Annotated in this window: 10 protein-coding genes; 5 read left to right on the top strand and 5 right to left on the bottom strand. The window is 62.5% G+C overall.

Translation table 11 applies throughout. The features are described from left to right. Window positions 1-190: 190 nt before the first annotated feature. On the top strand, window positions 191-1786 hold the full coding sequence (locus EYQ35_02390; GenBank protein ID HIF62992.1) for a hypothetical protein: 1596 nt from the start codon (window positions 191-193) through the stop codon (window positions 1784-1786). 22 nt (window positions 1787-1808) lie between these two features. Further along, entirely contained in the window at window positions 1809-2489 is a 681-nt protein-coding gene (locus tag EYQ35_02385; GenBank protein ID HIF62991.1) for a DUF1566 domain-containing protein, read from the top strand. Here the strand turns inward: EYQ35_02385 and EYQ35_02380 are convergent. The 5 genes from EYQ35_02380 to EYQ35_02360 all read right to left on the bottom strand — a co-directional run bounded on the left by EYQ35_02380 (window position 2473) and on the right by EYQ35_02360 (window position 9899). After that, the gene (locus tag EYQ35_02380; protein HIF62990.1) at window positions 2473-4128 is read right to left on the bottom strand and encodes a hypothetical protein; all 1656 of its coding nucleotides are present in this window, start codon (window positions 4126-4128) and stop codon (window positions 2473-2475) included. The genes EYQ35_02385 and EYQ35_02380 overlap by 17 nt on opposite strands. Before the next feature lie 121 nt (window positions 4129-4249). After that, window positions 4250-7120, bottom strand: a complete 2871-nt coding sequence (locus tag EYQ35_02375) for a hypothetical protein (protein ID HIF62989.1) — start codon at window positions 7118-7120, stop codon at window positions 4250-4252. Window positions 7121-7302: 182 nt separating this feature from the next. After that, the gene (locus EYQ35_02370) at window positions 7303-7890 is read right to left on the bottom strand and encodes a hypothetical protein (protein HIF62988.1); all 588 of its coding nucleotides are present in this window, start codon (window positions 7888-7890) and stop codon (window positions 7303-7305) included. 215 nt (window positions 7891-8105) lie between these two features. Next, entirely contained in the window at window positions 8106-8390 is a 285-nt protein-coding gene (locus EYQ35_02365; protein HIF62987.1) for a hypothetical protein, read from the bottom strand. A gap of 231 nt (window positions 8391-8621) precedes the next feature. After that, a complete protein-coding gene (locus tag EYQ35_02360) occupies window positions 8622-9899 on the bottom strand; it encodes a porin (GenBank protein HIF62986.1) in 1278 nt (425 codons plus the stop codon). Window positions 9900-10260: 361 nt separating this feature from the next. On the opposite strand from EYQ35_02360, the gene EYQ35_02355 reads away from it, so the two are divergent. The 3 genes from EYQ35_02355 to EYQ35_02345 are packed head-to-tail and all read left to right on the top strand — an operon-like array spanning window position 10261 to window position 12168. Then, complete coding sequence (locus tag EYQ35_02355) at window positions 10261-10524, top strand: XRE family transcriptional regulator (GenBank protein HIF62985.1); 264 nt, start codon at window positions 10261-10263, stop codon at window positions 10522-10524. A gap of 57 nt (window positions 10525-10581) precedes the next feature. Further along, window positions 10582-11295: a hypothetical protein gene (locus tag EYQ35_02350; protein HIF62984.1), complete on the top strand. Its 714-nt coding sequence runs from the start codon at window positions 10582-10584 to the stop codon at window positions 11293-11295. A gap of 3 nt (window positions 11296-11298) precedes the next feature. After that, window positions 11299-12168 (top strand): outer membrane lipoprotein-sorting protein, encoded by an 870-nt coding sequence (locus EYQ35_02345; protein ID HIF62983.1) that lies wholly within the window; start codon window positions 11299-11301, stop codon window positions 12166-12168. The last annotated feature ends 9 nt before the right edge of the window (window positions 12169-12177 follow it).

Genomic DNA, 12177 nt, shown 5'->3' with positions numbered 1-12177 from the left:
GGAATCCTCACCCACCCTCTCCGCCAGCTCTACAGGGCGTATTTGTCGCCAGTTTCACACCCATGCGGGGGGGAGACGAGGTTTAATTGCCATTCGGGCGTTTACTTTCGAGCCGCTGTAGACAGGCGGCCAGCATTCTTGTTATGGTCGTGGCACGCGTCGGGGCCCGCGTGAAAAAGAGACAGGGGTAATGCAGGGAAAAGAACTCTCGACCAGGGGTGGAAAGCAGGCCTTGGTCTCATTGGCGGCGTTTATGCTGATGGCGGTGGTCATGGCTGCAGGGCCGGTTCAAACGCAGGCCGGGCTGATAGGCAGCGGTAACGCCGGGCGCTGCGAGGCGCTGCCTTCCGAGGGGCTGGACAGCTTGTGTGGTGGCCTTGGTGATGATGGCACTTGTTCCTGCCAGTCTGGTTGTGAGTTAGCGGGCAACTGCTGCGACGACTACCGGCCTGTCTGCCTCGGAGATTTCGAGTGCGCTCAAAATTCGGGACAGATTGCGTTTATGCACGTCGGTGGAATGTGCTCGACCAAGTGGGACTACGCCGACGAACCCGACGCGGTGGCCGACGTGAGCGGTATCGCCAACGCGCTGTCGGTCGACGTGCGCGCTGTGCAGACCGACATTATGGGCACGCAAATAGCAGCGAAGACACTTGTCCGTTACCTCGACGCGTGTTGCACGGGCAGCAACAGCTGTGTGATCTACAATTTTTCCAACGGCGACAACGTGGTGGGCTACACGCTCGACCAGCTGGCCTCTACCACCACGGTTTGCGACGGAGGCAGCTGCCAGGAGGTCCTGGACTGGAACATCCTCGAGGTTCGAACGTCAGCGGGCAACGGCGGCGGCAGCGCGCTGTCTGACTGGGGCGCGGTGGCCGACCTGTTCGGCTGTGATCTTTCTTCGCAGATCGGCCCGACCCAGTCTCGCTCGCTCTATGACCACAACAACACCCGCGGGGTACCGGTGCGCCACGTAGGCGGCTTTCTCGACCAGGTCAGCGGCAGCGACCAGCTCGTGCTCGACGCCGGGTGGTTCCTGTTGCCCTGGCACAACGACGGCGCAGTCGGCTATCACTCGGCGGGTGCGCGGAACACGGCCGTTGAGTGGTGCGGCGACGGCAATAACCTGGCCTTTGACTTCGACTACTTGGGCTTCTGGTGCCAGGACGAAGATTTGTGCAGCGCCAACTACGGCACGATGTTTTCGGGGCACTCGATGGCTTTCTGTCCCATGCTGATGGAAAACAGTGACCACTACGACCAGAAGATGGCCTACATAGCCTTGATGGGACAGGTCACTGCCTGCGCGACCACGGCTGACTGCGATGACGGAGACCCCTGCACCACCGACGCCTGCAACAACGGCAATCTCTGCACGCACTCGGCCAACAACGCCGTCTGCGCCGACGACGGCAATCCCTGCACTGATGATTTCTGCGACGGGGTGGGTACCTGTGCGCACCCGGACAACAACGCGGCCTGCGATGACGGTGACCCGGGAACTTCGGGAGACCAGTGTTCGGCCGGCCTGTGCCTGGGGCAGGCCAGCTGCGGTGATGTTACCGCCGACGGCTCGATCAACGTGATCGACGCGATGATAGTGGCCCAGTATTCGGTGGGCTTGCGCGGCTGCGCTTCGATAGCGGCTTTTGACCGCTGCGACGTCAATCCGCCGGGGACGCAGGACAACGCTTGCACCATAAGCGACGCGCTGCGCATGGCCCAGTGCAGCGTGGGACTTGTGTCCTGCGACATGCCGTGTAGTCCTTTGGTCTGTGGATGAACATGAAAAGAGAGAGCGAGCTTTGCTGAGGCCTCTAGCGCTGCTGGCCGTCACGGGCTCGGCGATGTTGTTGGCGGCCTGCGGGTTGTGTGACCATAAGCGATCCGAGGGGAAGGCGGTTGCGGGGGCAACGACCGTTGGCTTCGAGGACTGCGGCGACGGTACCGTGGCCGATCATTCGACCGGCCTGTTGTGGGAAAAGAAAACCGGCGAGCTGGGCACCGCTGTGTTCTGTGACTCGAAGTCTCTTACCGCAAACGAGCCCGCGCGAAGCTGCGACGATACCCACCACGTTAACAATACCTACGACTGGTGCCGGGACCTTGATAAAGACGGCAGTTGTGACCGTGGTGGCACGCCGGGCGACGGCGCCGTGTTCCTCGATTTTCTCGGTCGACTTAACGGCACTCGCGGAGCCTGCCTGGCCGGGGTCTGCGACTGGCAGCTGCCGACCATAGGCCAGCTCAAGACTCTCGTTGATTGCAGTCACGAGGGCTCGCCCCCCTGCATCGATCCGGTCTTCGGCCCGACCGCGTCGTCGGGCTACTGGTCGTCCACCTCGGGTGCCTATGGGCCCAGCGGTATCCGCGACGTTGGCTGGGGTAAGAACTTCGGCAACAGTGGTACTTTCATAAACGCTGCCGGCACGAGCTACGCGCGCGGGGTTCGCGGCGGCGCTTGCCGTGTCAGTCGTTCGCGCTGAGCGTAAAGGCTGACAGCCACTCGTCGGAGTGAAGAAGGCGCAGGCCGCTGTTCGGGTTCTCAGATACTTTTTTCATGCGTTCGAGCAACGCCGTGGCCTTTGGATCATCCCCTGGGTGGCGCACCACTATGGTGGTGAATCCCAGGTGCCGGGCGGCGGAAAGGGCCGACGGTGACGGCATGTCGCGGGCGATGGAGCTTACCTGCTCGAGTTCCGGCGGGGCGTAGGAGTTGTAGCAGGCCGACGTGCGCCGATGGTGAAACGAGGTCAGCAGTAACGACTTGGCGTGTGGCGTGAGGTCCCCCTTGCGGTGGGGCAGTTCCAGCAACGGCCCGCTGTTTCCGTGGCGCTCGAGGGTGTCAAAGAGTTCCAGTTCCGCGTTGTCCGGCCTCACCTCTAACGCGTAAATCGCCGGGGGTTCTGAGCCGGGTAAGGGAAAGAACAGGGTGAACGCCAGCGTGGCAAGAACCAGGATCAGCCCCGCCGGCTTCTTTCGCTCCGCCGGGGCCAGGGCCAGTAGTACCGCCGCGCCCAGACCGGCCAGGGCTGAAAGTGCGAGGTGGGTGCCCCTGGACAGAAATAACGGGACGCGGATGGTTTCAAATCCGGGCAGCAGGTTGACCAGGTTCGTAGCGCCACCGGTGGTTACGACCGCGACCATAAGGGCGGCAGCCAGCAGTGCCCAGCGTGGGTTGCCGGCCCACCGGGTGAGATTTTTCAGCCCGGCCGGCAGGGGGGCAAAAGCGGCCGCAACCAGCAGCAGCATCCACCAGCCGGTAAAGCGTGGGCCGCCGGCCAGGAAGTCGCCCCAGGCGGCGAAGGTCTGCAAGCTGACTCTCGAATCGAGTTCGGCCCCCGTGTTAACGAAGGGCAGGTAAATAAGGACTCCGCCGATTATTACCAGCACCAGGGCCAAGCCCAGCGGGACCGCAGGAAACCGACGATCGCGGTTGCACCACACGGTCCACGCCCCCATTGGTATTCCTACAATGAGTCCAGAAAGTGCGCTGTAGTAACTGCCACCCATCTGCATGACAAGTGCCACCGCCAGCAGCAACGCGTCGCTGAATCGCCCGTCGTGCAACAGCCGGTATCCGAAGAACAACGCCCATACTATCCATGACAGGTCGTAGGTGAACAGGTGATGAAGCCCTTTCAAAGCCACCGGGTGAAAGGCGAACATTATTCCGGCTGCCAGCGCCGCAGCCGGCTCGCCGGTCCACTTGCGCACCAGCAGGAACATGGCCAGGGCCGATGACATCATGACCAGTGCAACAACTACGTTGTAGGTAAGCACTGGATCGCCGACCAGTAGTCGCACCGGGGCTCCCAGGACGCCCAGCGAGATCATGGGGTTGCCGAAGGCCAGCGTATTGGTCGCGGGGTAGCAGGGCTCGGCGTCGAACAAGTTCCAAGGTTCGTGGGTAAGCGTCCAGGCGTTGCGGCTGGTGCCCCAGGCGCCGAAGCGGACGTCGTTTTCCACCAGCGCCTGCCAGTTTCCGGGGCGCTCCACTGCAGGTACGACGGTGGACGGTCCCTGGCGCCATATGGGCAGCAGTGTATAGAGCAGGCAGGCCGACAAGATTCCCAGGGCGATGGCGCCTTGTCTCAGATGGCCTCGGGCTTGGTTGGTGCTCACCGGCGGCAGGCTAACCGCTCAGGAGCGACGCCGCAACGGAGGGGCCCCGGTCGAGGTGGCTGGCGACCCTGATAAACCGGGCGCCGGCCACCTCGATGGAGCGCGTAAACCCGCCGTCGGATTACTTTTTGGCCTTGAACAGGTTCGCTCTGTTCTTCTTCACGTTCACGCTGGCGAAACCCGTAGACCAGCAGTTACCGTTGGCGCTGTGTATCTGCGCTACGACACCGGCCGACATGTCGAACATTATGCCCGGCCCGGCCGGTGTGGGCGTGGGCGTCGACGCGCCCCTGGCCTGCAGCTGTAACTTGGCTGAGTTACCCGACTGCAATTTTATGGCCTTGACCCCGTCGTTGGTGAGGGCGGTATCCTTGTACTTGAAGCCCTTCGAGTTAGAGCTCCAGCCCGTACCGCCGGGCACCTGTAATTCGCTGGCGAGCGTGGTGTTGTACACGCACATCGCGTAGCCGGTTCCACCGAACGCCGGGTCGCCGAACACTGTCGGTACCGGGATACTGCCCTTGAGCCACTTCCACTTCAGCAGCTTGCTACTGCCACCGTTGTCCTTGATCAGCAGGCTACCCTTGAGCGGCCCATCGCAGACCCCGGACTGGGTGGCCGGGCAGTCGGGCAGGCCGCCCGCCGGAACGGTAGTCGTGGTAGTGGTGGTATTCGAGACCGTAGTAGTAGTGGTCGTGGTTGGTCCACCATCACATGTTCCACAGCCGAAGGTATCAACGTCGTCTACGCAGATTGAATCCCAGTAGCCGAAAAATTCATCACAGCAGAACGCGTCAAGCGCACAGACGCAGGCCTCTATGGTCGGGTCACTGCAGCCGGCCTCACCCTCCTGGTTGACCTCGCAACAGTCGCCCGAAGTCGATTGGCACTGGCACTCGTCGGCCCCGCTCCCGGCGGCGTTGCACTGGCCGGGGCAGGCCGAGTCCTGCGCGCCATCGCACTCTTCGCCCGGTTCGATCACGTTATTGCCGCAGACCGGGTCCGGGCACTGGCAGTTCACGGCACAGCTGCCCGTGGGGCAGTCGCCGGTCGCGGTGCCGTCGCAGGCCTCGCCTTCTTCTATTATGTCGTTGCCGCAGACCGGGGCCGGGCAGGTACAGTCGGGGTCGCAGGGGCCAACCGAGCACGAGCCCAGCTGGCTGCCGTCGCAGCTTTCGCCTGACTCCACCACGTTGTTGCCACACACCGCGTCGGGGCAGGTACAGTCGGGGTCGCAGGGACCCAGCGGGCAGCTCCCGAGATCACTGCCGTCGCATTGTTCTCCACCCTCTACCGTGTCGTTGCCGCACTCACCTATGCCACCGGTGCAGGTGGGGCTGTCAAAACGAAAACTCGCGATGCGGGTAGTCCAGTTGCCGCCGTTCGGCATGTACTCGTTGGTGTACCAGAAAGTGCACTCGTCTACCGGGTCTACGTTCATCGAACTGTAATCGCCCCAGCGCGTGCTACCGGTCTGCGAGCTGCTGCCGGCCACTATCGTTATCTCGCCGGTCGTCATCGTGCCCGCGGCGTCGCCCGCTGTGCGGCCCACGTAGCGCATGCCCGGTGAAAGTGTGCTGCTGCTTATGCTGTAACCCAGCGCGATATTGCCGCTGCCGTCCATGGCTATGCTGCCCATCCAGCGATGATGCGAATCCGGCGCCCAGGTGCCCTCCTGGTGCAGGGTCCAGTTGCTCGCGCCCGTGGTGCGCCTGAGTTCGAACCAGCGTATGCCGTGATGATCCGATGAGCCTCCGGCCACGTCGGTGACGAAATTGCCTACCATGACTTCGTAGCTGCCCATGTTGCGGTACTGCACCCTGTGCATCACCACCTCGCGCAGCGGGTCGAGCCCGGTAGCGGTTCCCGGCTGCGGGGCGCACTCGAACGACGACAGGCCACACAGCTCCGACTCGAACTCGGCCATGGCTATGTCCTGGGCCTTGGTGAGGGTGGAACTGCCCGGACTGGAAAAATCTACGTCGAAGTTCCAGATTTCGAGGTAGTCTTCCGTCGAGTTATTCGAACCGGCGTTGTGCACCTCGTCGTCGCGATGGCGAAAGAGCATGCCCGGCGATCCCACGGGCGGAGCCAGCGAACCGTCGGCGTCGGCCGGCTGCATCATCTGGAAACCGAAGCCAGCCAGGTGCGGGGCCGTCAGGCGGACGTAGGCCGCCGAGGAGTCGCCTACCAGCATCTTGCTGCGGTCAAGCGCGTACACCGTCGGGGCGTTCTCGTTGGTGCCTACGTAGTAAGCATTGTTCCAAACGCCGTACTTGGGGTAGTCGGGAAACTGCGGCACGGAGAAGTCGTAGGCGTACCACCCGCCGGCCACCGGGTCGGAGGTCTGGGAGACGTATACGCACAGGTGGTTACCGCTGCCCGCGAACTCGCTCAGTACCCAGCGATTAGCGAGCTGGTCGTAGTTTACTATGGGGTCACCGCGGCCGGACGAGCAGGCCCCGCTGCCCGACCACAAGGTGTGCAGGTTGGTGGGCCCGGCCACGCTTACCCCGGTGCTCTTGTTGAACACTTGGAAGGGCGTGCCGCTGCCGCCGTTGATCATCTGTATGTAATAAGTGGGTCCTATGTCGCCCACGGTGTCGGGAGGGGAGACGAAGCTGTTGCCCTGGCCGTCGAAGTTGAGGGTTGGCGTGGTAAACGCCCTCGACGTAGAGCCGAACTTGAGAGACGCGCTGGCGCGCTGTTGCACCGCGAGCAGTGGGTCGGGCTGATCCAGCGTTGTCCAGTTGAGCGGGCCCTCGCCGCGGGGATAGATGCGTCGCTTGGGTCCTTCCATGACCGAGCGGCCGGGCAGGAAGTCGTCGGTGACCGGCAGGTCGCGCAGGTTGCCGTCGTAGCTGTTCATGGCCAGGGCCTGGCCGTGAGTGATCTCCTGGGCGGCAGCAGGGCTTGGGAGTACAAAAAGAGCCGACGCTGTCGCGAGTGCGACTGCGCTTGTGCGAGCGAGTGTGAGCAGCTTGGCCTTCATCTGTCTCCCCCTTCTTCGCGCCCGCCAATTTTGCCGCAGCGTCCCACACCCCGGTCAGAGGGGGTGTTTATGGCCGACGGTTGTCTAGGGGGCGCTGGTAGACAAGTTACTCCTCTCCCGGTGGTCCTGGCAAGGGAAAAGCGCCTTGGAAAACGATTTCTCGTCAGAAAAGTTGCCGGGCGCTACCCGATCGGGGGGGTGGGGTCATTTTCGCCCGCCGGTGGCGGGGCCAGGCTGCCGTCGGGTTTTTTCAGCAGCAGGCGGGGGCTTGGGCCCCCGACACCGTCGACGCGCAGCAGCAGCAGCGAAACCGGGCCTTGTGGGCGGTCGGGACGGCGCAGGCCGCGGGCCGAAAATACCAGGCTTGAGGTGCCGTTCTCCTCGCGAAGCTCTTCGAAGACCAGCTGCCGTGTGGCTCCGTCGAAGGCCAACCAGGCCAGCGACTGCCGGCTCCAGTCCAGCTGGGGTTTCCAGCCGGCCAGCGCCGGCCACTCAGAGCCGCGTGCGCTGTTGACCAGCGCCCTCCACTGTTGCTCGTCGCTGAGCAGACCACGCGAGTAGGCTACGCCGTCTATGCTCAGCGCTTGTCCCCCGCCGAGCAAGGCGAGGCCAGAGCGGGGCAGGTCGGCGGCAAAGACTGCGAGGGTTTTATCAACGGGGTGCGTTGTCGGCTGCGCGTCGACCTTGCATCCGGCGCAGGCCAGCAGGCCCATCACCGCGGTGCAGGCCAGGGCCAGGTATACAGGCGCAACAGAGGCCGACAGCTTCACGGCCAGCAGTCTACTGCCGATGGCCGGGGTCAGTCAAAGCTCGCGTCAAGGGCCAGACGGTGGCCCGGCCGGCTGTTCGGCCCAGTATCGCTCTTGTAACTGCATGGCAGCCAGTAGGTACGGCCCCAATAAAAAACCCCGGTCACCCTGTGGCTGTTTCCAGCAGTGGGCGGCCGGGGTGTAAGTTGCGGGGGGCTGTTGAGCCGCCGCCGTTTTCAGGCCTGGGCGGTTTCTGCCTCGACCTGTTCTACCGCGCCAGCGTTGCGCGACGAGTAGACGTACAGCACGGTCAGCGTGAGCACTGTCGAAACCAGGGCCGCCTGCCCGTAGACCGGGAGGTTGACCATGAGCGACAGGATGCCCTTGCCGTATTCGAAGCCACCGAGCAGCAGGCTGGCTACGAACCAACCGTAGGCCACCGGCCGGTCTCCGTCCTTGTACTGCCTGTATATCCACGTGATCCAGGCCGCCATTGCTATGAAGTATCCGATAAAAGCCATATTCATTCTCCTTGGTCCCTTTCGGAATTTTGATTTCTCAGTCTAGCAACCGGAGAACCTCGCCGACTGCCTCAGACAAAGGTACTAACGACAGTCCGCCTATGCAAGATAAGAAGCAATGAAATAAATTCCGATTTTAGATAAGCACTGGTTATAGTTAGGGCAGGTTGGGCAAAAGTTTACCAATTTCGCACACATGAGAAAAAACGGCCTATGGGGGGGGCTTGGGTGCTAGAAATCGACCTGGAAACGAGCCTGCAGGGCGTCGGCTTCGCCCAGTCCCCTGATATCGGCGTTTACCCAGTTAATCATCACTCTCGTGGAGGGATCCAGGTACCAGTTCAGGCCGAGCGTGAGGTCGTCGAGTTCCCCGCCGCTGACGCTGGCTCCAGCGTCGTTGAGATCCAGGTTTGACAGCCTGACGGCCAGTTCGACAGCGCCAGTGCCGCCGTCAACCGTAAAATTGTCTGCTGGGCGCACGCGACTGAAGACGCCCTTGCCAGCCTTGTAGGCGCGGCTCTCGCCGGTCACAAACCAGCTCGCGTAGGCGTACCAGCCCGACAGGTCGGCGTCCGTGCCCCCGGCTATATCGAGCGAAGCCGCCATGTACTCGCCCTGCAGCGAAAGCGGCCCGAGAACAGCGGCCGCCTCGAGGCCCAGCACGTCCATGCCCTCGGCCGCCACGCTGCCGGTGTCTACAAAGCGGTCGGCCAGGTGTACCTCGGGGCGTTGCCTGAGCCTGAGGAGGTTGTCTTCGGGGTCGCGGCTGGTCCACGAAAGGCCCAGGTGCAGCAGGCTGCCGTCTTCCTTGATCGGTGTGCCGGTAACACGGGCCGAGAAGTTCAGCTTTTTGTCGCCGCTGTCGCCAATGCCGTCGCTGTCGTGGAACAGGCCGGCTGCCAGCGTGAGGCGGTCGTCAAGCGCGGTGCTGTGAAATCCGAGCCCGGTGTTACGCGAGGGTGCGAAGACCCCCGGAAGCGAGCGCTCCATGAAGGTGATGTATTTCGAACTGGTGAGCTCCTCGAGGCTGAAGGGCTCCTTGAAGTGACCGACTTTGACCGTGCCCAGGCGGGGGATGTCCTTTATACCCAGGTACATGTCCTTGAAGTCGGCGTTGTCACCGGCGAATTCGTACTGGGCTTTGAAGATCACGTAGCCGTAGATGGTGCCCGCCATGTATAACCTCGCGCGGCGGAATTCACTCTCACTGGTCTGTTCGCCGATGGCTGTTTCTACGGCGCTGTCGACGTTCCAGGACACGGTGTCGGCAATGACCCTGCCACCCAGCTCGAGCGAGAAATCACTGTCGCTCGCCGATAGCTCGATCCCGTCTTTACCGCCGAGGTCAAGCTCGGGGCTGGCGGCGGCGCCAAGCGTGGGCAGCATCATCAGTGCGGCGAGGGCCAGTGGTGCGTAGTACTCTCTCATTTTTTCCTCTCTTGTTTCTACCACGACAGGTTCGCGACTGGCGCGCCACCCGTAGACGACTGGAACAGCGGCTATCATCATGGGCGCTGTTGGTAAAGTGCTTGTGAGGCGATTGCCAGGTTTTGATTAGAAAACGGTCGCGCGCGCTCCCAGCAGTAACGCCCGTGGCCACCCCGGCGGGGGGGGCACCCCCTTATGGGAAAGAGTAAAGCACCGTACGGTTAACGAAAATTCCCTTCACCCGGCCCGGCGGGGCTGCCGTGACTCCCTGAAACCCCTTGTGTAGTGCGGCAGCAAGACGTGCGTGTGTTGCGTGGCGTAAGAAATACCCGTTCGGGTGCGAGAGCGGAGACCCCTGCTGCGTGTAGCATTGCATTAACTACACGGCCTGCTTCGGACTGCGATTGGCGCAGCGGCGAGGCGGGAACGACGGGGGTCGACAATGCAACAAGAAAATATTGGATCGCTCATACGTATCTTTCGTAACAGCCTGCACATGACGCAGGAAGAACTTGCCCATCACCTGGGCATAACCGTGAGCACGGTAAATCGCTGGGAGAACGGTCACGCCCTGCCGAGCAAAATGGCCAGGCTTGGCCTGGCCTCGCTCGCCGATGATAGGGGGGTGGCTTTCGGCGAGGACCAGAGCCTGGTTGGATTACCGGATGGCCTGGCAGGAAGACGCTTCATAACGGCCCTTCGTTAAGCCTGTCAAAAAGGGGAGGGGCTTTATAGGGCTGCGCCTGCCTGCTAGGTAGGGGCGGTGTACGCGCCCCCCCTACAGCCGGGCTGTCCCTGGTCGGCACTGAGTTTGCTGGCCCCGCCAAACGTGGATTGGTGCGAGGCCCCCCTGTGTTCATGGGTGGTAGAGCCGGCCAACACCTGGTCGAATATTGCCTACCTGCTCGTGGCCCTGCTGCTGTGGCGGCGCTCACAAGGCAAAACCGGCCGCGGGCTGGGCCTGTTTGCTCCTGCCATGCTGCTGACCGGCCTGTTTTCGCTCGTCTACCACGCGTCGTACAATTTTTTCACGCAGTTTCTCGATTTCGTGGGGATGTTCCTGTGGTTGGGCCTGCTGCTGGCCATTAACCGCGCCCGCCTTGGCGCTGCCAGTGGCGGGGCCATCGCTCGTGACCTGGGCTTCGTGGTAGCGGCTGGCTCGGTGCTGGTAGTGCTGTTCTACCTGCTCGGGATTCCCATCCAGCTCATCGTTCTGGGGCTGATCTTCGTGTTGCTGGGCCAGGAGATTGCCTGCAGCCGCCGCCCGGACGGGCCCGACGACTACCGTTGGTACGCGGTCATGCTCGTGCTGCTGGCGTCGGCAAGCGTTTTTTCCGCGCTCGACGTTACGCGAGTGTTCTGCGACCCCGACAATCACTTTCTGCAAGGACACGCGACCTGGCACCTGCTGAGCGCACTTTCGATGGCGGCTGGATATATGTTCTACGAGCAACTGGGCGCGCGGGGGCGAGGATAACTCATGGTGTTTCGTACAGCGGTGTTGTCTCTCTTGTTCCTGTTGTTGCCGCCGGTGGTCACAGCTGCCGATGGACCGATGGATTACCCGAGCGCGGCCGAGGTTGAAGAGCAGAGCCAGATCGGCGAAAAACTCACCGGGCGCGAACTCTACGACCGCCTTCTCAAGAATCGCAAGCGCCTCAAATCAAGCTACCAGGAGAGTTATGCCACCAGCAGCGACGAGGCCGGCAACCCGCAGCGGGTCAACTTCTGGACGCAGGCGCTCGACTACCGAGACGAAGAAGATGAGGCCACCGACGACGTGTTCTCACGGACCATCGTCAAGTTCACGGGACCCTACGAGCTCCGCCACACGGGCTACCTGTTTGTTCACCATGACCAGGCCGAGGACGAGCAGTTTATTTTTTCGCCCACGCGCGGGCGTACCCACCGCGTGAGCATGAAGGGACAGCATATAGCAGGCACCGATTTTAGCTTCGAGGATTTTCTCGTCAGCGTGGGTGACATAGAGGACGCTGACTACACCAGGCGGGCTGACGAAGAAGTAAAGGGGATGTCGTGCTACGTGGTCGAGGCCGTCATGCGACCCGAGGCCGGCTCGAGTTACACGCGCACGAAGAACTGGCTCGAGAAAGAGCACTACGTTCCGGTCAAGACCGAGTACTGGGACGAGGCCGACGTCCTTGCCAAGCGAATGGAGGCCCGGCACGACAGCATCAGCGAATTCGGAGGCACCTGGATCGCTACCGATTCGACTATGCACGACCTGCTCGAAGACACCCACTCGCGATTGGTGGTCGACCTGCTCGAGCCCGAGCCGGGGCTCACCGACTCGGACTTCGCGTTGTCGAACCTTCAACAGAGACCCTGAGCCGCGCGG

This window comes from Candidatus Binatota bacterium, assembly GCA_012960245.1.
Taxonomy (GTDB): Bacteria; Desulfobacterota; Binatia; order UBA1149; family UBA1149; genus UBA1149.
Note: the sequence above shows the minus strand (reverse complement) of the source record. Positions and strands in the feature narration are given on the sequence as shown.

Excerpts from the sequence above, each read along its gene's own strand:
- EYQ35_02390 (HIF62992.1), top strand. The coding sequence starts at position 191 with ATGCAGGGAAAAGAACTCTCGACCAGGGGTGGAAAGCAGGCCTTGGTC.
- EYQ35_02375 (HIF62989.1), bottom strand. The coding sequence starts at position 7,120 with ATGAAGGCCAAGCTGCTCACACTCGCTCGCACAAGCGCAGTCGCACTC.
- EYQ35_02365 (HIF62987.1), bottom strand. The coding sequence starts at position 8,390 with ATGGCTTTTATCGGATACTTCATAGCAATGGCGGCCTGGATCACGTGG.
- EYQ35_02360 (HIF62986.1), bottom strand. The coding sequence starts at position 9,899 with ATGATGATAGCCGCTGTTCCAGTCGTCTACGGGTGGCGCGCCAGTCGC.
- EYQ35_02355 (HIF62985.1), top strand. The coding sequence starts at position 10,261 with ATGCAACAAGAAAATATTGGATCGCTCATACGTATCTTTCGTAACAGC.
- EYQ35_02345 (HIF62983.1), top strand. The coding sequence starts at position 11,299 with ATGGTGTTTCGTACAGCGGTGTTGTCTCTCTTGTTCCTGTTGTTGCCG.